Source organism: Rufibacter ruber, from assembly GCF_001647275.1.
GTDB lineage: Bacteria > Bacteroidota > Bacteroidia > Cytophagales > Hymenobacteraceae > Nibribacter > Nibribacter ruber_C.
The window spans coordinates 15704-33898 of the sequence record NZ_LRMM01000060.1 but is presented as its reverse complement, the minus strand read 5'-3'; the positions used below and the strand labels follow the sequence as shown (position 1 = coordinate 33898).

The 18195-nt window shown below is 53.3% G+C and carries 19 protein-coding genes; 15 read left to right on the top strand and 4 right to left on the bottom strand.

All coding sequences use genetic code 11. From position 1 onward, the window contains the following. The coding region (locus A8O25_RS23550; protein WP_206598705.1) for a hypothetical protein at positions 1–210 on the top strand (210 nt) is incomplete at its 5' end. On the opposite strand, the gene A8O25_RS17845 is transcribed toward A8O25_RS23550, so the two are convergent. Next, positions 207–1010 carry a M48 family metallopeptidase gene (locus tag A8O25_RS17845; RefSeq protein ID WP_206598704.1) on the bottom strand — a complete coding sequence of 268 codons (804 nt, stop codon included), beginning with the start codon at positions 1008–1010 and terminating at the stop codon, positions 207–209. The two genes, A8O25_RS23550 and A8O25_RS17845, sit on opposite strands and share 4 nt — an antisense overlap. 248 nt (positions 1011–1258) lie before the next feature. On the opposite strand from A8O25_RS17845, the gene A8O25_RS17840 reads away from it, so the two are divergent. The 13 genes from A8O25_RS17840 (at position 1259) to A8O25_RS17780 (ending at position 13675) form a co-directional block, all read left to right on the top strand. After that, positions 1259–1870 carry a fumarylacetoacetate hydrolase family protein gene (locus A8O25_RS17840; RefSeq protein WP_066837735.1) on the top strand — a complete coding sequence of 204 codons (612 nt, stop codon included), beginning with the start codon at positions 1259–1261 and terminating at the stop codon, positions 1868–1870. Further along, a complete protein-coding gene (locus A8O25_RS17835; RefSeq protein WP_241499081.1) occupies positions 1857–3773 on the top strand; it encodes a M23 family metallopeptidase in 1917 nt (638 codons plus the stop codon). The genes A8O25_RS17840 and A8O25_RS17835 overlap by 14 nt, the downstream gene beginning before the upstream one ends. Before the next feature lie 147 nt (positions 3774–3920). Beyond that, the gene (gene bcp, locus A8O25_RS17830) at positions 3921–4367 is read left to right on the top strand and encodes a thioredoxin-dependent thiol peroxidase (RefSeq protein ID WP_066837714.1); all 447 of its coding nucleotides are present in this window, start codon (positions 3921–3923) and stop codon (positions 4365–4367) included. Positions 4368–4491: 124 nt separating this feature from the next. Next, complete coding sequence (locus A8O25_RS17825; RefSeq protein WP_066837712.1) at positions 4492–5352, top strand: transketolase; 861 nt, start codon at positions 4492–4494, stop codon at positions 5350–5352. A gap of 45 nt (positions 5353–5397) precedes the next feature. After that, positions 5398–6120 carry a vWA domain-containing protein gene (locus A8O25_RS23905; RefSeq protein ID WP_241499080.1) on the top strand — a complete coding sequence of 241 codons (723 nt, stop codon included), beginning with the start codon at positions 5398–5400 and terminating at the stop codon, positions 6118–6120. After that, positions 6117–6788: a hypothetical protein gene (locus A8O25_RS23900; protein ID WP_241499079.1), complete on the top strand. Its 672-nt coding sequence runs from the start codon at positions 6117–6119 to the stop codon at positions 6786–6788. Before A8O25_RS23905 ends, A8O25_RS23900 begins: the two co-directional genes overlap by 4 nt. A gap of 2 nt (positions 6789–6790) precedes the next feature. Then, positions 6791–7747: a transketolase family protein gene (locus A8O25_RS17815; protein WP_066837709.1), complete on the top strand. Its 957-nt coding sequence runs from the start codon at positions 6791–6793 to the stop codon at positions 7745–7747. A gap of 249 nt (positions 7748–7996) precedes the next feature. Further along, on the top strand, positions 7997–8536 hold the full coding sequence (locus A8O25_RS17805) for an RNA polymerase sigma factor (protein WP_066837705.1): 540 nt from the start codon (positions 7997–7999) through the stop codon (positions 8534–8536). A gap of 38 nt (positions 8537–8574) precedes the next feature. Next, on the top strand, positions 8575–9027 hold the full coding sequence (locus tag A8O25_RS17800; protein WP_066837702.1) for a hypothetical protein: 453 nt from the start codon (positions 8575–8577) through the stop codon (positions 9025–9027). A gap of 1 nt (position 9028) precedes the next feature. Beyond that, positions 9029–9481 carry a Spy/CpxP family protein refolding chaperone gene (locus tag A8O25_RS17795; RefSeq protein ID WP_082893736.1) on the top strand — a complete coding sequence of 151 codons (453 nt, stop codon included), beginning with the start codon at positions 9029–9031 and terminating at the stop codon, positions 9479–9481. A 335-nt stretch (positions 9482–9816) separates the two neighbouring features. Further along, positions 9817–11010, top strand: coding sequence for an aspartate aminotransferase family protein (locus A8O25_RS17790; RefSeq protein WP_066837699.1), 1194 nt, complete (start codon positions 9817–9819; stop codon positions 11008–11010). Positions 11011–11180: 170 nt separating this feature from the next. Then, positions 11181–12950, top strand: coding sequence for an SLC13 family permease (locus tag A8O25_RS17785; protein WP_066837696.1), 1770 nt, complete (start codon positions 11181–11183; stop codon positions 12948–12950). A gap of 95 nt (positions 12951–13045) precedes the next feature. After that, the gene (locus tag A8O25_RS17780; protein ID WP_153042817.1) at positions 13046–13675 is read left to right on the top strand and encodes a hypothetical protein; all 630 of its coding nucleotides are present in this window, start codon (positions 13046–13048) and stop codon (positions 13673–13675) included. A 13-nt stretch (positions 13676–13688) separates the two neighbouring features. Here A8O25_RS17780 and A8O25_RS17775 read toward each other — a convergent pair whose 3' ends face one another. Beyond that, positions 13689–14120, bottom strand: coding sequence for a tellurite resistance TerB family protein (locus A8O25_RS17775; protein ID WP_066837691.1), 432 nt, complete (start codon positions 14118–14120; stop codon positions 13689–13691). Positions 14121–14420: 300 nt separating this feature from the next. On the opposite strand from A8O25_RS17775, the gene pfkA reads away from it, so the two are divergent. Then, complete coding sequence (gene pfkA / locus A8O25_RS17770; protein ID WP_066837688.1) at positions 14421–15392, top strand: 6-phosphofructokinase; 972 nt, start codon at positions 14421–14423, stop codon at positions 15390–15392. Positions 15393–16078: 686 nt separating this feature from the next. On the opposite strand, the gene miaA is transcribed toward pfkA, so the two are convergent. After that, positions 16079–17014, bottom strand: a complete 936-nt coding sequence (miaA, locus tag A8O25_RS17765) for a tRNA (adenosine(37)-N6)-dimethylallyltransferase MiaA (RefSeq protein ID WP_066837685.1) — start codon at positions 17012–17014, stop codon at positions 16079–16081. Beyond that, on the bottom strand, positions 17011–18096 hold the full coding sequence (locus tag A8O25_RS17760) for a glycosyltransferase (protein WP_161947788.1): 1086 nt from the start codon (positions 18094–18096) through the stop codon (positions 17011–17013). Before A8O25_RS17760 ends, miaA begins: the two co-directional genes overlap by 4 nt. Positions 18097–18195 lie beyond the last annotated feature (99 nt).

The window sequence follows — 18195 nt, the reverse complement described above, 5'->3', positions numbered from 1 at the left end:
GCCGGTTTCGGCTGTTTGCAAACAGCGAACGGCAGCGCCTCCTTCGACAAATCTGCAAAGGAGCGCCTAAAAAAATATTGCTACGTGCTACGTGATACTTACTACGAGATATGTGATACGTGCCACTACCTCGCTTTATCAGATTTAAGCAGCAACGCCATGAGCACCGCGCTAAAGAGCAACCATCTGGTTTTGGCTTTCATAGATTAACGGCCGGTGTAGTATTTCTGCGCCTCAGGCAGGTGTTTCTGAATATCTGCAATCCGGGTCTCGTTGCTGGGGTGGGTGCTCAACAGCTCTGGTTGGGAAGCCCCTCCGCTGGCGGCGGCCATGCGTTGCCAGAAGGTTACGGCGGTTTGCGGGTTGTAACCGGCCATGGCCATGAAGATCAAACCTAAACGGTCGGCCTCAGATTCCTGGGTGCGGCCCCATTTCAGGAGTACCCCTTGGGCACCAATCCCGTAGGCGGCGTTCACAATTTCAGAGGAGGCGCCCGGGTTCTGGCCCAGCACCGCTCCCAGGGTAGCCCCGCCGTACTCGGCCAGCAACTGCTGGCTGATGCGCTCGTTTGAGTGCTTGGCAATGGCATGGGCAATTTCATGGCCCATGACAACGGCTAACCCGCTTTCATCTTTGGTGATAGGGAGCAAGCCGGTATATACGGCCGTTTTACCGCCCGCCATGGCAAATGCGTTCTGCTGCTGGGCGTCTTCAATCAGGTTGAACTCCCATTGGTACCCCTCCAGCTGGGAAGAGGCGCCCTGCTGCTGCATGAACTGCTCTACCGCCCGCTGTATTTTCTGCCCCACCCGTTTTACCATTGCCGTTTGAGAGGCATTGTTAGACAGTCTGCTCTGTTTCAAGAGATCATTGTACGCCTGAAAGGACATGGTGATCACTTCCTGGTCACTCACCAGGGAAACCTGACGCCGCCCGGTAATGGGAACGGTTGAGCAGCCCAGCATCACCAAAAGAGTAAGCGTTAAGAACGCATTTTTAAACATATTCATCGTTTTAGATTGTTTAATGGTACATTTTTCCGGCTGGCACACCTTACGTCACCACCCCTGCCTTTGCAAATTCACCTCATATACGCAGAGAATGTGCCAAAGTGTTGGCCTATGTCCGCAACTGGGCCACAAATTTATTTTTTACTATATAGAATTCCACACCTAAACCATTTTTTCTGAGAAGGGCGCCCTTGGGGCAGGTAGCGCACATACCTAAATGCCGTATCTTTGGAAACAAAACCACCGCTATGAAAATACTTGCCATAGGAAGAAACTACGCTGAACATATTGCCGAACTAAAAAACGAAGTACCCGAGGAACCGGTGATTTTCTTCAAGCCAGACACGGCCGTACTGCGCCACAACGAGCCGTTTTACTACCCAGACTACAGCACAGACATTCACTATGAGGTGGAGCTGGTGCTGCGCATTGGCAAGGAAGGCAAGAACATCCAGCCCAAGTTTGCCGGCAACTACATTGACGGCCTGGGCATAGGCATTGACTTCACCGCCCGTGACCTGCAGACCAAGGCCAAAACCAAGGGCCTGCCCTGGACCCTGGCCAAAGGGTTTAACGGGTCTGCCCCGGTCTCAGACTTTCTGCCCATTGAAGACTTCCCCCAGTGGGACAACATCACTTTTGGGCTAAACCTGAACGGAGAACTGAAGCAAAAAGGAAATTCAGGGATGCTCCTCCATGACTTTGGGGCAATTTTAGCGTATATGTCCCGGTTCATCACCCTCAAGAAAGGCGACCTCATCTTTACGGGAACCCCGGCGGGGGTGGGCCCCATTAAAATAGGAGACCGGCTGGAGGCGTTTATAGAAGACAAAACCTTATTGAATTTTGAAGTTAAGTAGAGTTCTCCCCTTCCTCATTTCGTGTATTTCTGCAGGAACCGCTGTCACAGCGCAAACGGCGCAGCAGACACCGCCCATTGCGCCGTTTGCAGCCAGCCCGTTCCAATTCCCCATTAAGCCCGGCACCCAGAACTTCCTGTCTGGGAGCATGGGCGAAATCAGGCCCAACCACTTTCACGGGGGCATAGACATCAAAACCGACATGAAGATTGGGCTGCCAGTCTATGCGGCGGCAGACGGGTATATTTCCAGAGCCCGCATCTCCAGTTACGGCTACGGCTGGCAGCTTTTTATCACCCATCCCGGCGGACTGGTGACCACCTATGCCCACCTGAGCCAGTTCCCCCCGGCGCTGGCCCAGCACATGCTGCAGCTCCAGTACCAGAGAAAAGCCTTTGACGTAGAGGTGGACCTCACCGAAAGCCAGTTCCCGGTGAAGAAAGGGGATATCATTGCCTACTCCGGTAACACGGGCGGCTCTGGCGGCCCTCACCTGCACTTTGAGGTGCGGGATGCCCAGAACCAGCTGTTGAACCCGCTGCGGTACGGCTTCGCCGAAATAGTAGACAATGTGGCGCCCACCATCTACAACTTTGCCCTGGTGCCGCAGAGCATTGACGCCCGGGTGCAGGGCGAGTTTCAGCGGAAGGAATTCACGCCCGCCAAACAGGGCAACACCTACCTCCTCACCGACACCCTTTCTGCTGCCGGGCTACTGGGGCTGGAGATACAGGCCATTGACCAGTACAACGGGGCCGCCAACAGAAACGGCGTTCAAGCCATGGAACTGCGCCTCAACGGTGAAACCATTTACCGCCACAACATAGATGGCGTGCCGTTTGAGAAGCAGCGCCAGGTGTCTAACCACATCAACTTCACGGCTTTAAAGCTAAACAACCGCGCTTACCAGCGCCTGTACGTAGCAGACGGCAACACGCTGCCTATTTATGAGGTAGACGCCAACCGCGGCAGGTTCAGGATTGAAGAAGGAAAAGTCTATGAGGTGGTGGCAGAACTGCAGGATTCCTACAAAAACGCCACCCAGCTTCGGTTCTTCCTGAAAGGGCAGAGTACCGCTTACCAGGTCCTGGAGGCTCCCAAGGTCACTACGCCTAAACTAAGTTACGAGGTCATGGAGAGCATCTTGAAAATCACGGCCGCAGACACCGCCAAACGGGACCTGGATCTGTACATTGGCAATTTCAGGTACGGCGTGGTGCCAAGTTATACCACCAGTGCGGGTTCTGTGTACCTCTATAACATGATTGGCGGTTTGCCAGACTCTGCCGCCCTTGGCGCCAAGAGTATCCAGTTCCCCTTTGACCACCTGATACCGCCGGGAACGGAGTTCCTGTACACCAACCGGTTCCTGGACATCACCTTCAGCCAGAACTCCTTGTATGACACGCTCTACCTGCAGACTGATCACAATGAGGCCCTGGACGTGTTCAGCATCAACAACCCGTTGACCACCTTATTCCAGCCGGCCAAGGTCACCATCCGCCCGGCCAAACTACCCGAAGACAGGAGCAAAGCCGCCGTGTACGGACTGGGCTGGGGCAAATCAGCAGGTTTTCTGGGCGGCACCTGGAACGGCGATGCCATTACCTTCTACGCCCGTGACCTGGGCAAATTCAAGGTGATCAGTGACACCGTGGCGCCTACGGTGAAACTGGTAAAAAAGAACTCGGCAGAGATCAGTTTCAGGATCAGTGACAACCTTTCTGGCATCGCCTCCTGGAGCTGTGAGGTGAACGGGCAGTGGCTGCTGCTGAAATGGGAACACAAAAACGCCACCCTCACCTCTGAGAGATTAGATAAAACTGTACCTTTGGCGGGAGATGTGGTATTACGGGTCAAAGACTCTGTAGGCAATGAAGCCGTGTACCGCACTAAGATATGAGTTGTTCGTTGTTAGTTCTTAGTTGTTCGTGACACGAATAACTTCCCGGTTTCCTGTTTTGGGGCTGTTTTCAGAAAAACAGCCCCAAAACAGAAATCTCACCTTCAACTAAAAACGAATAACGATCAACAAACAACTAATAAAACCATGCTTGAAGTAGGCCAGGCCGCCCCAGATTTTGAAGCCAGAGACCAGGACGGGAATACCGTAAAGCTGAGTGACTTCAAAGGCAAAAAAGTAGTTCTGTACTTCTACCCCAAAGATGACACCCCCGGTTGTACCGCGCAGGCCTGTAGCCTCAGAGACAACTATGATGCCCTGCTGGCCAAGGGATTTGTGGTGCTAGGTGTGAGTGTAGATGACGAGAAGAAACACCGCAAGTTTATTGACAAGTACAACCTGCCCTTCCCGCTCCTGGCTGATACTGAAAAAGACATAGTAGAAAAGTACGGCGTGTGGCAGGAGAAAAGCATGTACGGCCGTAAATACATGGGCACCCTGCGCTACACCTTTGTGGTAGATGAGGAAGGCAGGATCTCTGAGATTATCACCAAAGTTGACACAAAAAAGCACGCTGACCAGCTGCTGAAATAACCTATGGCTGCCGCTCCCGTGAGAAGGCAGCCATTCCTGTTTTGGGGCTGTTTTCTCCAAAACAGCCCCAAAACAGAAACACACTCCTCCATTTGTAAACCAGTCTAATCTTCAAACCAATAGAATGAACCCTTTCAACTACGACACTGAACAACTGCTGAATGTAGCGCACCAAGTGCGCCGTGACATTGTGCGCATGGTACACGCCGTGAACTCTGGCCACCCGGGCGGGTCACTGGGCTGCACCGAGTTTCTGGTGTCTCTGTACTTTAAGCAGATGACCCACACGCCCCAGCCCTTTAACATGGACGGCGTGGGCGAAGACCTGTTCTTCCTGTCTAACGGGCACATCTCCCCGGTGTTCTACAGCGTGCTGGCCCGCTCCGGCTATTTTGAGGTGAGCGAGCTGGCCACTTTCCGTAAGCTCAATTCCCGCCTGCAGGGTCACCCCACCACCCATGAGGGGTTGCCGGGCATCAGGGTTGCCTCTGGTTCCTTGGGCCAGGGCCCGTCGGTTGCCATTGGCGCAGCCCAGGTGAAAAAACTGAACGGAGATGACAAGCTGGTGTACGTGCTCACCGGCGACGGCGAGCTGGAGGAAGGCCAGGTATGGGAAGCCGCCATGTACGCCGCCCACCACAAAGTAGACAACGTGATCTGGACGGTAGACTACAACGGCCAGCAGATTGACGGTCCGGTAGACGCGGTGATGAGCCTGGGCAACCTGCGGGACAAGTTTGAGTCCTTCGGCTGGAAAGTGCTGCACACAGACAATGGCAATGATTTTGACCAACTGCTGCCCGTGCTGGAAGAGGCCAAAACCCTTACCGGCCAGGGCCAGCCTATCTGTATTCTCATGAATACCCAGATGGGCTTTGGCGTAGACTTCATGATGGGCTCCCACAAGTGGCACGGCGTGGCCCCTAATGATGCCCAGCTGCAAGAGGCGCTGTTGCAACTCAAAGAAACCCTCAACGACTATTAATCTATTGGGCTGGTGCCTGCGCACCAGCCTAACTTTCCACAGCATATGAATCTGGCGCACACGGTTGGTCTCTGGCTTCTCTGTCTCCTGCTATGGGGCACAGCCACTCCTGCCGCTGCCCAGAACAAACAGCCGCCGCCCAAGAAGACGCGGTTGCTGTTTCTCCTGGACGCCTCCGGGAGCATGCTAGCCAAGTGGGAGGAAAGCCAGCGCTGGCAGGTGGCCAAGACCATGCTGGCCCGCATGGCAGACTCCCTTGATTCATATAAGAACCTGGAGATTGCCCTGCGCGTGTACGGCCACCAAAGCACCGTAGCCCAGAAGAACTGCAAAGACACCAAGCTGGAGGTACCGTTTGCGCCGCATAATTCTGAGAACGTCAAGAAGAAGCTGCAGCAGATTGTCCCCAAAGGCAACACGCCCCTCACCTACTCACTGGCCCAATCGGCCAATGATTTCCCGGAGGAGGAGAACACCCGCAACGTGATCATCATTATCACAGACGGGTTGGAGAGTTGCGGCGGTGACCCCTGCGCCACGTCGCTGGCCCTGCAGAAGAAAAGGGTGTTCCTGAAGCCCTTCATCATTGGGCTGGGGGATGACCCGGGCTACGCGCAGCAGTTTGGGTGCATGGGCCAATACTACAATGCCGCTGACATCAAAACATTTCAGCAGGTGCTGGACAACGTGGTGAGCATTGCCTTAAAGAAAACCACGGTGTCTGTAGAATTGACAGATGACGCCGCCGGCCGGTGGAGACCAATGTGAACCTCACCTTCGTCAACAACGTGACAGGGCAGGCCGAATACAACTTTGTGCATTTCCTGGACAAGGCGGGCAAGCCCGATGTGCTGGACATTGACGCCCTGCTGAGCTATGACCTGGTGGTGAACACCCTGCCCGCGGTGGAGCTCAGAAATCTGAACATCAAGCCCGGGCAGCACAATATTTTCCGGGTGCGGGCGCCGCAGGGATATTTGTACCTCCGGCAAGACGCCCCCACCTCGTACGGGTCTATGCTGGCCCTGGTGCGGGAGAAAGGCAGCGCGGCCCTATTGCATACCCAGCGCTTCCCCAGCCAGCAGAAACTGCTGGCCGGCACCTATGAAGTGGAGCTGCTGACCATGCCGCGCATCAGGCAGACGGTGACCATTAAACCGGGACAGGCCACTACGGTACAGTTTGCCCCGCCGGGCGTGCTGAGTGTGGCGCAGGACCTGCAGGGCTTTGGGTCCCTGTACGTTCTGGAACAGGACGGCTCGCAGCGCTGGGTGCACACCCTGCCTGAGGGCAGTTCCAAAATAAGTTTACCTTTGCAGCCGGGCCGTTACCGGATCGTGTTCAGGATGAAAAGTGCCAGCGGCAGCCAGTTCACAGATGTGAAGGATTTTACCATTAAATCAAATTTGACTACTACTGTTAAACTCTTTAACTAACCATGAAGGATTTCCCTTATACTGAATCAAAAGATACCCGCTCTGGCTTTGGGGCCGGACTTCTGGAACTTGGCCGCACCAACCCTAACGTAGTTGCCCTTTGCGCTGACCTGGTGGGTTCTCTGAAAATGGGTGACTTTATCAAAGAAAACCCGGAGCGCTTCTTCCAGGTGGGCATTGCCGAAGCCAACATGATTGGCCTGGCGGCGGGTATGACCATTGGCGGGAAAATTCCGTTTACGGGCACCTTCGCCAACTTTTCCACGGGCCGGGTCTATGACCAGATCCGGCAGTCTGTGGCATATTCCGGTAAAAACGTGAAGATCTGCGCCTCCCATGCCGGTTTAACCCTGGGTGAAGACGGGGCCACGCATCAGATCCTGGAAGACATTGGCATGATGAAAATGCTGCCGCACATGACCGTGATCAACCCCTGTGACTTCAACCAGACCAAAGCCGCCACCATTGCCATTGCAGAGCACCACGGCCCGGTGTACCTGCGCTTTGGGCGCCCGGTGGTGCCTAACTTCACCCCAGCTGACCAGAAATTTGAAATTGGCAAGGCCCTGATGCTGAACGAAGGCAAAGACGTGACCATTCTGGCCACCGGTCACCTGGTTTGGAAGGCCATTCTGGCGGGCAAGATGCTGGCAGAGCAAGGCATTGACGCCGAAATTATAAATATCCACACCATTAAACCTTTAGACGCTGAGGCCATCTTAGCATCTGTACGCAAGACAGGTTGTGTGGTCACCGCTGAAGAGCATAACTACCTGGGCGGCCTGGGTGAATCAGTTGCCCGGGTGCTGGCGCAGGAACTGCCCACCCCGCAGGAGTTTGTGGCGGTGCAAGACACCTTTGGCGAAAGCGGAACCCCTGAGCAGCTCATGGAGAAATACGGCCTCAATGAAGGCAGTATTTTAGAAGCCGTAAAGCGGGTAATGGCCAGAAAGAAATAAATGGTGCTAAGCACGCGTTAACAGAAATGTTACCCGGTGAAAGGCTGACCATTTACTTGGCAGCCTTTCTCTGTTTTACAAGTAGAGTAGAAGAGTTCCCGGAGTACTTCCCCCAAAACCTGGCACAGGCAGCCAACCCCCTTTTTCTGTTTCAGCCTGTTTTTAAAAAAACAGGCCTGAAACAGAAAAAGGGCACCAGGGGTCACCCCTGCGTTTAAAACTAACAAACCCTAACGGTCATACTTTCTGTTGGAAGACAAGGATATTTTAGAAAAGTTCAGGAGGGCAGACTCCCGCAACTTAGCCTTTAACCAACTGGTGCGCAAGTACCAGCAGAAAGTCTATTGGCATGTGCGCAAGATGGTGATTGACCATGATGACGCAGATGACCTCACCCAGGAGGTGTTTGTGAAAGTATGGTCCCATCTGGAAAACTTCAGACAAGATGCCCAGCTGTACACCTGGATTTACCGTATTGCCACCAATGAATGCCTTAATTTCCTGAACGCGAAGAAAAAGAGATTCTTCCTCCCCCTGCATGACGTGGCCGCAGAACTGGCTGAGAAACTAGACACCTCAGATGATCTTTCTGGTGATGAGGTTCAGCTGAAACTCCAAAAAGCGCTTTTGCGTCTGCCAGACAAGCAGCGGCTGGTCTTCAACATGAAGTACTATGATGACATGAAATATGAGGAGATGTCAGAAATTCTGGGCACCTCAGTGGGGGCGTTAAAGGCATCATACCACATTGCGGTAAAAAAAATAGAAGATTATCTGAAGAACCATTAAACCATGGGGAATTCACGGCATCTAACAGGCAGATAGTTATGAAGGAAAATAAGTTTAATCTGGAAGACCTCCCCCGGCAGCACCCGTTCACGGTGCCTGAAGGCTACTTTGACAAGTTGCCTACGCAGGTTATGCAGCGGGTCTCCCCTGCTTTACCAGAGACGGTCACCCCTGTGGCGTGGTTCAGGCAGTTCCGGACCCTGACGGCAGGGGCCGTGATGGCGGTGGTGTTTCTCCTGGCCTTCTTTGTGCCCCAGTATTTTGACTTTACCACCGCTTCACCGGGGCAAAGTCTGGCGCAGGTGACCGACCAGGACATAACCCATTACCTGCTCACCAAAGTGGACCTGGAGACAGCCCAGCTGGCCGAAGTTGCCACGTTGAATCCGCCGCAGGCGCTGGAGTTTATAGAAGTCTCGCCAGAAGACGTGCCCGTAGATGCCGCCATGGAGGTGTTGCAGGACGAGAGTTTACCCCAATCTTACGAATAGCATGAAGTTAAAGAGTTGTATTTACGTGTTGGTGTTTCTGTTTTGGGGCACATTGGTGCAAGCACAGACCAGGAAAGACACAGATGACCGCAAGGACCGTCTGGAGAAGATAGAGAATGCCAAGATTGCTTTTATCACAGAGAAACTGAGCCTTACCCAGGAGCAGGCGCAGCGCTTTTGGCCACTGTACAATGAGTTAGACGCCAAGAAGCAGGATCTGCGTAAAAGGTCCCGCACGTTCAGGGAAGAGAGCCTGGCTTCGCTTACTGATGAGCAGATACGGGAAGGCCTGGAGAACCGGCTGGTGTACCGCCAACGGGAGCTGGACCTGGACAAGGAGTACATGGACCGCTACCTGCGGGTGATCTCGCCCAAGCAGCTGGCACTCCTGCACCGGTCAGAGCGGGAGTTCACCAAACTGCTGCTGGAGCGCCTGCAAACCGCTAAGAAATAAGTTACAAGCAGAACAAAGCAGAAAAGGGAGGCCGTGGCCTCCCTTTTCTGCTTTAGAGCTTGCTTGCATGTTGCTATTCCAGAAAAAACGGGAGAAAAGGGTTCTTCTATAGCGTCCTCACAACAGCATAAGGCAACGGCAAGGTCAGTTTTTGGAGGTACAATTGCAGCGCCTTTGGCTAATACACACCTGTTTTAGGCCTGTTTTCAGAAAAACAGGCCTAAAACAGGTCTTCTCGCCGTCTGCCCCCATCTTCTCTGGCTGTCGGCGCTTCCTTTAAAAGGGAAAATCAAGGCAATGTACGTACCTTTGTACCACAAACTGATCTTACTGCCATGCTTTCTCCGCGCCAGCTCTTCTTACAACACCAGGCCCAAACCACTGATTTCCCGCTTTTGCTGGAGGTAGAGAAAGCCGAAGGGGTGTATATGTACGGCCCCAACGGGGAACGGTACCTTGACCTGATCTCGGGGATTGGCGTGAGCAATGTGGGGCACCGGCACCCCAAGGTCATCCAGGCCATACAACAACAGCTGGACAAGTACCTGCACCTCATGGTCTATGGGGAGATTGTACAGGCGCCTCCCGCCCAGCTGGCCCACGCGCTGGCGCTGACCCTGCCCGCCGGGTTAGACAATGTGTATTTTGTGTCCTCGGGGAGTGAGGCCGTAGAGGGTGCCTGTAAACTGGCCAAACGTTTTACCGGCCGTACTGAACTCATCGCTTTTGAGAACGCCTACCATGGCTCTACCCAGGGCTCGCTTTCACTCAACGGGTCAGAGAGTTTCAAACGGGCGTTCAGGCCCCTGCTGCCAGACGTTCGGCACATCAGACACAACCATGCGCCTGACTTAGAACTGATTACCACCCGCACGGCGGCTGTTATTCTGGAAACGGTTCAGGGCGAAGCCGGGGTACGGGTTCCCTCGCGGGCGTATCTGCAAAACCTGAGGCAGAGATGCTCAGAGACCGGTACCTTGCTAATTCTAGACGAAATCCAGAGCGGCTTTGGCCGAACCGGCACCTTCTGGGCGTTTGAGCAGTTTGGGGTTATTCCAGATATTCTCACCTGTGCCAAAGGCATGGGCGGCGGCATGCCCATAGGGGCGTTCATTTCCCGCCGGGAGATTATGCACTCGCTCAAGAATGACCCAATGCTGGGGCACATCACCACTTTTGGCGGACACCCGGTTTCCTGCGCCGCCTCCCTGGCCACCTTGCAGATCATTCAGGAAGAAGGGCTGCTGGCGCAGGTGGCAGAAAAGGCTGCACGCTTCCAACAGCGGTTAACCCACCCCGCCATCAAAGAATTCAGACACCTGGGGCTGATGATGGCGGTAGAGTTTGATTCTTTTGCTACTTTAAAGTCAGTGATTGACAGTGCCCTATTAAAAGGAGTCCTGACTGACTGGTTTCTGTTCTGTGACAACTCCATGAGAATAGCCCCACCGCTTACCATTACTATGGCAGAAATTGAGGAGGCCTGTGACCTGGTATTGGCAGCTATTCATGAGCAGGTGCACCCATAGGGGGCTTTATAGGCCATGACAGCCAATTAGTTAGAAACTAGACACTGAACAGGTCAACCTTTTGGGCGTACCTAGAGTACAAGACACGAATTGAAAAAGCACCTGGCCCCTTCAATCCGTTATTTCTGCGTACCCCCTAAGCACCTGTACATAACCTTCGCGCCACCACTATGGAGATTGCCCTTGTCTTAGTTCTGCTGTTGGTTGCTATCGGCCTTTTTGCGTCTGAGAAACTCTCTGTTGATGTAATTACCCTGATCCTGCTCATTGTACTCACCTGCACCAAGATCATCACCCCAGAAGAAGCGTATGCAGGTTTCAGCAGTGATTTTATTGTCATTCTGGCTTCAATTTTTGTACTGAGCGCGGCCCTGGAGGACACTGGTGTGCTTGACTTTCTGGTGAACTGGCTCATGCGCCACACTGGTCACCGGCCAACCATGCTTCTGCTTTTCATAATGATTGTCCCGGGGTTGATTTCGGCTTTCATGAACAACACCACCGTTACCGCCCTTTTTGTCACCCCCATTGTAGGGGTAGCCAAAAAGATGCAGACCAGCAGTTCAAAATACCTCATGCCCCTGGCGTACGCATCTATTCTGGGCGGCACCTGTACCCTCATTGGCACCTCTACCAATGTGGCGGTAAGCGGCTACATGGCCAAAGCGGGGTTTGAGCCGTTTGGTTTCTTTGAATTTTCTGGGATAGGAATAATTGTTTTCGCCGTGGGCATTGTGTATATGATGACCATTGGGAATAAAATGCTTCCGGCCGGCACCACCCAGGGCCTCACTACCCGCTATAATATCAAAACCTACCTGACTGAGATTCTGGTACAGGATGAATCACCGCTCATTGGCCAGATTGCCTTTGCGTCTGACCTTTCAAAAATGGGGTTCAGAATCCTGAACATCATCAGGAGCAAAGAGAACTTTCTGCCCGACTACCGCACCCGCATCAGAGCCAATGATGTACTGCTGGTAGAAGGGGAAATGGATGACCTTATCAAAGTAAAAGAAACCAAAGGCATCCAGATTCTGGCCGATGTCATTGTGGAAGACGACCTGGTGGGGGGTGACATCAGGCTGGCGGAAATCCTGATTACGGGAAAGTCTGACCTGCTCAAGCGAAGCATCAGGGAAATTGAGTTCCTGCGCCGGTTTGGGCTGGTGGTGCTGGCGGTCTCCCGGCAGGGCGAAACCATCAGGACCAAAATTGGGGATGTACAGCTGCAGTTAGGGGATCTGCTTCTGGTGCAAGGCTCTGCTGAACGCCTGGAGTATTTAAAAATGAACCAGCACCTGGCCGTGCTGGATGAGTTTAAGCCGGTGCTGTTCAAAGAACGGAAAGGGATCCTGACCCTGGCTTTCTTCATCTTAGCCATCATCATTGGGAGTACCGGTGTTCTGCCGCTGTCTACCTCCTTTCTGGGAGCCGCAGTGATGAGCATTCTCTTCAAGTGCATCTCAACAGACCGGGCGTATCAGGTAATTGACTGGCGCCTGCTTATTCTGATTGGGGGGATGACGGCCTTTGGGATGGCCATGGCCAACTCCGGGGCAGACAAGTTTCTGGCCCACTGGATTGTGCAACTGCTGGAACCGTTTGGGGTGCTCACCATTCTGGCTGGTTTTATTTTGCTTACCGTCTTTCTGACCCAACCCATGTCAAATGCGGCGGCCGCGCTGGTGGTGTTGCCGGTGGCCTTGCAAACCGCCGCCCAGATAGACGCCAACCCCCGTACCTTTGCCATTGCCATCATGCTCTCTGCGTCTGTGTCGCTGATCACACCTTTTGAACCGTCATGTATTCTGGTGTATGGCCCGGGTAAATATTCGTTCCGCGACTTCCTCAAAATAGGGTCTGGGCTCACCCTTCTCCTGATCATCCTGATTCTGTTCCTGGTGCCGGTCTTCTGGCCACTGACTATGAATAACTAGTTTAGGCCTGTTTTGCTAAAAACAGGCCTAAAACAGCAACCGCCAAAACTGCGGCCAGGTGTCACCGTACAAAAAGGAAACCAAAGGAGAGAAAGATGTATAGGTTAGCCTGTGTTGTATTGATTGCCCTCATAAGCTGCAAACCCCAAACCAACCATGGAGGCCTGCCAGACTCGCCCGCTGCGGCAGAACCGGCGCTGGAAAACACCGCAGACTCTGTTGGCAACGCCCGGAAAGACGGCACCCACATCTCCTCTGATGTTCCGCTAGATGTAAAACAGCAACTCCCCGCCCTGCTGGAGGTGAGCTTAGACCGTACCCACGGCCTCTGGCAATACCCCACCCTCACAGAACAGGATGCGCAGCGCATTCCCCAAGGGGAACAGGGTCCTTATTACCTGGAGGCAGATTTTAACGGTGATGCAAAGCAGGATTATGCGATACAGATTGTAGAGCGGGATTCAGCTTTCATCTATGCCTTTCTCAGCGGCAAGAATGCCAATGAGCTGGAAGAGTATCTTCTGGAGAAACACCCACTCACGCCAATTGAAGGGAAAAAAAGAAGCCTTAGGTATCTTTCCCTGGCCCGGAAAGACGGCAAACCCAATGAAAGTGCCAGCAGCAAAAGCCTTCCCCGGGAGGGCATCACCGTGGGCACAGAAAACTCAGCCGTGACGTATGTATTTGAGAAAGGTGCTTTTCAACGGTATAAACCCGCAAATTAGCCTTTTACGCCCGTTACTGTAACTCCAGAAAATTGATGGCCTCGGCTTTGATCTCATCCCTGTCCAGCCCGTCTTTCACGCCCGTGGTGATTTTCTTGATCAGAATACCCACCACAGATTTTCTGAAACCCATCTTGGTGGCTATCTCAATACAGAAATCCATTTCGCTGTCATCTACAATCCCGTCTGCCAGCATCATCTCCACCAGGTCATAAATCTGGTCAAACCGGTCCAGATCATTGTTAGGCATGGTCATTTTGATATTCTCACACGAAGACAGCAGATTTTTCACCTCCTGCGGCCGCATTCCTTTGCGCTCCCCAATAGAGATGATGTGCTCCATTTCAGCTGAGTCAAGGTGCCCGTCAATCTTTGCCAGCGTGCCCAGGTTGATGATGTGGGTTTTGAGCCTTTTGGTTTCTTCGCTCTCAAAAATAGAAAACATAGGTAAAGGGTCTGTAAGGGTGATGGTATAACGGCCGTTGCCTACACATTGCACAGAAATTGCGCAGCTTCAACTTCACCTAATAATTTACGAAAATTATAAATATAAGCTACGTCAAATCTTGAAAACTGTTGATTTATTTAAATATCATACCCCACACGCTCTTTTTCATAATTCAGAAGGCTTCCCTCCCCTTTTACAGCAGGGTGCGTAGCAGTGAAAAACCTTCTCCTTCTTGGGCAAATACTTGAGAATTGTACGTTTATCCCGTACTTTGGTGGCTCAAGTATAGGTTTGTACATGAAAAAAATAGCTGTATTTACATCTGGGGGTGATGCCCCGGGTATGAATGCTTGCATCCGGGCGGTGGTCCGGACAGCAGTGTATCACAAATTAGAAGTTTACGGCATTGGCCGAGGATATAACGGAATGATTCAGGGCGAGATTTACCGCCTGTTCTCCCATTCTGTCAGCAACATCATCCAGAAAGGCGGTACTATTCTCAAATCTGCCCGCAGCATGGAGTTCCAGACGCCCGAAGGCCGCAAAAAAGCCTTTGAGCAGATCACCAAGTTTGGGATTGAAGGCATTGTGGCCATTGGCGGGAACGGTACCTTTACCGGAGCTGAGATCTTCCACAAAGAGTACGGCATTCCCATCATTGGCTGCCCCGGCACCATTGACAATGACCTGTTTGGCACAGATTATACCATTGGCTATGACACCGCGGTCAACACCGCCCTGGACGCCATTGACAAAATCAGGGACACGGCAGACAGCCATGAGCGCGTGTTTTTTGTGGAGGTAATGGGGCGTGACTCCGGGTACATTGCCCTCCCCTGCGCCATTGGCGGCGGGGCCGAAATGGTGATGATCCCAGAAACCATCACGTCACTGCCAGAAGTGATTGAAACACTACAGCAGGGCTGGCGCCGCTCTAAAACCTCGTTCATTATCATTGTGGCCGAAGGCGACGACGAAGGCGGTGCCTCAGAGATAGCCGCCAAGGTGAAGCAGGCGCTGCCGCAGATGGATGCCAAGGTAACCATTATTGGGCACGTACAGCGCGGTGGCACCCCAACAGCCGCCGACCGCCTGCTCAGCAGCCAAATGGGCATGGGCGCAGTGGAGGGCCTTTTAGCCGGCCGCACCAATGAGATGGTGGGTGTGATCAACGGTGAGATAGCCTACACTCCATTCCATGACACCATCACCAAGAAGAAGCCCATCAGTGAAAGTTTCCTGAAGCTGGTGCACGTACTTAGCGTGTAGTCAGCATTTCAAGGTAGGCTTGCCGTTATCATTCCTGTTTTGGAGCTGTTTTCAGAAAAACAGCCCCAAAACAGGAATACTTTTGAGCCTGGCAACCAGCGTTGGTCCCCTCCTGCTCTTGCGGCGGCTCCCGCACTGTGTCAATTGTTTCCCGCCCATGGGAACAAAGTACCAACGGTCTGAAAAAAGGATCATCCCGTCAGACATGCCCTCTCGTTGAGTTGTTCAGCTGCTTTGCGTTCGCTGTTTTTCTGAAAACAGCCCGAAAACGCAAAGCAGACACTTATACTAAGGCAGGAGTTCCTTCCTTCTAAAGAGTCTTACCCCTTTGATTTTGTAGAAAAGCGCCCCAAAGCCAACGCCCGGCGAAGGAGTGGTTAAGCAAAAACTGCGGTTTAAGGAACGGAGGCAGGTGGTTTACCTATGGGATTCGCTGACAAGAAGCCAGAAGCTACCCCTCAATAGAATGCTTGAAGCATCTGTCCTGTTTTTCTGTTTTCAAGAAAACAGGCCAAAAACAGAGGGAGGTCCTGCCCGTGCAGAGCCCTGGAACTATAGCAGGTAGGTAAGAAAGCAGGTTCCACCTGTTAGAAAGTAATGCGCTGCGTAATTGAACAGCCCTTATTCCTACAGACAGAAAAGTCTGTTTCCGGGCTATTTTCAGAAAAACAGCCCGGAAACAGGAATTATGAAATGGATCTTCCTGCCTCTCCCTCTATTTTCTGTTGCACCCACGCCAGCACGTCGGCCAGCTGGTCTGGGTGGAACCATTGGATTTCGGGGTCCCGGTTAAACCAGGTAATCTGGCGTTTAGCGTAACGGCGGCTGTTCCGCTTGAGCAACCTAACCGCCTCAGCAAAGTCGTAGTCGCCGTCCAGGTAATGAAAGAGCTCGGTGTACCCAACCGTCTGGAGCGCCTGGTGATTCCTGAAAGGCAGTACGCTCTTTACCTCGTCCAGCAGCCCCTGCGCCAGCATAAGGTCCATGCGGTGGTCAATGCGGCGGTACAGCTCTTCGCGGTCACGGGTGAGGCCAATCTTGATGATCTGGAAATCCCTTGCAGTTGCCAAGGCTTTTTTCCTGAACGAAGAATAGGGTTGCCCGCTGCTCAGGCACACTTCCAGCCCCCTAATCACCCGCTGCGGGTTCTGTACATCTACTTGCCGGGCATACACAGGATCCAATTCCCTGAGCTGCGCTACCAAGGCTGGCAAACCGTCCTGTTCCAACCGTTGGGTTAAGCTTTCCCTTATGCCGGGCAAAATGTCCGGCATCTCGTCCAGCCCCTCGCACAGGGCCCGCACGTACAGGCCGGAACCGCCCGTGGCAATGACAACCGGGTGTTGCCGGAAAAGGCGCTGGAGAAGCAGGCGCGCATCTAGGGCGAAGGCTCCGGCGTTATACTCCTCCTGAATGGAATGGCTGTCAATGAAATGGTGGGGCACTCCGCCCTGTTCCTCTTTTGAGGGTTTGGCCGTACCAATGCTCAACTCCCTAAAGAACTGCCGTGAATCCATAGACAGGATCTGGGTCTGATACTCTTTGGCCAGCTGCACACAGAAATCAGTTTTCCCCACCGCGGTGGGGCCCACTACTACCACTAAAAACCGAGACGCCATCATGCTAATTCTTTGTACAAATGTACTAATCTCTCCGCCTCTTTCTCCCATACCCACTCCTGCCGGGCCCGCAGACAGTTATGCCGGAGGCGCTGGTACGTCTCCCTCCCCTCCAGCAGGGCCAGCATGCTTTTTCTGATGTCTTCTGGGTTATTGTTTGTCAAGAGGGCAACCTCCCATTCAGTGTTGAGCCGCTCATATTCAGGGAAAGGAATGCATATCTGCGGAATACCGGCCTGCACATAATCAAAAAACTTGTTGGCCAGGGAGTAGTAGTAGCTGAGGCCCTGGTTTTCTAACAGCATAATGCCCGCATACGCCTGCTGGGTGATCTGGGCCAGGCTTGCTGGCGCTACATTTCCTTTGAAGATGACTTTGCGGGAAAGGTTCAGCTGTTGAACCCTCTCCTGCAGGGCTGGCAGCAACGGCCCATCGCCACAAATAACCAGCTGTGCCGGCACGTCTTGCATGGCCTCCAGGGTGGCTTCCAGCCCTCTGCCCACATTGAGGGCACCCTGGTAAATGAAGTAAACGGGCTGCCCCGGCTCCTGCACGCCCGGCTGCCGGAACGGCATGTTCCGGATGAGGTGCACCCGCCGCCGGTACCGCTGCTGGAAGTACTCTACCAGTGAACCGCTGACCGTATAGGCCAGGCTGGCACGGGAGAAAGCCAACTTCTCCACCCAAGCCCACACGGCTTCCACTGGGGGCCTGTTGACCACCTCCGGCAACTCTGGGAACAACTCATGGGCGTCATAGACAAAAGGTTGGCGGCGCCACCACGCAGTCAAGACGCCGGCCAGGGCCGTGTCAGCATCAACGCCGCCGTAGATTTCAAACCTGTTCCAGAGAAACCACAGGATCAGGCGCAGGTTAAACTCCAGGTAAAAGAAGGGGCCTTTAGCCAAGCGGCACCTGAGCCTCACCTGTTGAAAGTGCTGGCCTCCCAGTGGCTTAGAGCCGGGAAGCTCCCTCCCCAGCAGCGTCACCACAAACCCGGCACTGGCCAGCGTGCCGGCAATGCGCAGCATGCGCTGGTCATGGTTAAGGTCAGTTGTGACGGTCAAGACAATGCTTTTGCCCATGGTGGTGAAGAGCCCGGTAAAGAGGGGCCACACTTGTAGATACTGCCCCTAGAAAAACAATGTTTTTAAGTTATTTTTGCTAAAATAGGTGATTTCTTT

What these genes read in the sequence shown, in the direction of transcription:
- A8O25_RS17790 (WP_066837699.1), top strand. Translation starts at nt 9,817, where the DNA reads ATGCTTTCTCCGCGCCAGCTCTTCTTACAACACCAGGCCCAAACCACT.
- A8O25_RS17795 (WP_082893736.1), top strand. Translation starts at nt 9,029, where the DNA reads ATGAAGTTAAAGAGTTGTATTTACGTGTTGGTGTTTCTGTTTTGGGGC.
- A8O25_RS17785 (WP_066837696.1), top strand. Translation starts at nt 11,181, where the DNA reads ATGGAGATTGCCCTTGTCTTAGTTCTGCTGTTGGTTGCTATCGGCCTT.
- A8O25_RS17840 (WP_066837735.1), top strand. Translation starts at nt 1,259, where the DNA reads ATGAAAATACTTGCCATAGGAAGAAACTACGCTGAACATATTGCCGAA.
- A8O25_RS17780 (WP_153042817.1), top strand. Translation starts at nt 13,046, where the DNA reads ATGTATAGGTTAGCCTGTGTTGTATTGATTGCCCTCATAAGCTGCAAA.
- bcp (WP_066837714.1), top strand. Translation starts at nt 3,921, where the DNA reads ATGCTTGAAGTAGGCCAGGCCGCCCCAGATTTTGAAGCCAGAGACCAG.
- A8O25_RS17825 (WP_066837712.1), top strand. Translation starts at nt 4,492, where the DNA reads ATGAACCCTTTCAACTACGACACTGAACAACTGCTGAATGTAGCGCAC.
- miaA (WP_066837685.1), bottom strand. Translation starts at nt 17,014, where the DNA reads ATGATGGCGTCTCGGTTTTTAGTGGTAGTAGTGGGCCCCACCGCGGTG.
- A8O25_RS17760 (WP_161947788.1), bottom strand. Translation starts at nt 18,096, where the DNA reads ATGGGCAAAAGCATTGTCTTGACCGTCACAACTGACCTTAACCATGAC.
- pfkA (WP_066837688.1), top strand. Translation starts at nt 14,421, where the DNA reads ATGAAAAAAATAGCTGTATTTACATCTGGGGGTGATGCCCCGGGTATG.
- A8O25_RS17845 (WP_206598704.1), bottom strand. Translation starts at nt 1,010, where the DNA reads ATGAATATGTTTAAAAATGCGTTCTTAACGCTTACTCTTTTGGTGATG.
- A8O25_RS23905 (WP_241499080.1), top strand. Translation starts at nt 5,398, where the DNA reads ATGAATCTGGCGCACACGGTTGGTCTCTGGCTTCTCTGTCTCCTGCTA.
- A8O25_RS17815 (WP_066837709.1), top strand. Translation starts at nt 6,791, where the DNA reads ATGAAGGATTTCCCTTATACTGAATCAAAAGATACCCGCTCTGGCTTT.
- A8O25_RS17775 (WP_066837691.1), bottom strand. Translation starts at nt 14,120, where the DNA reads ATGTTTTCTATTTTTGAGAGCGAAGAAACCAAAAGGCTCAAAACCCAC.
- A8O25_RS17800 (WP_066837702.1), top strand. Translation starts at nt 8,575, where the DNA reads ATGAAGGAAAATAAGTTTAATCTGGAAGACCTCCCCCGGCAGCACCCG.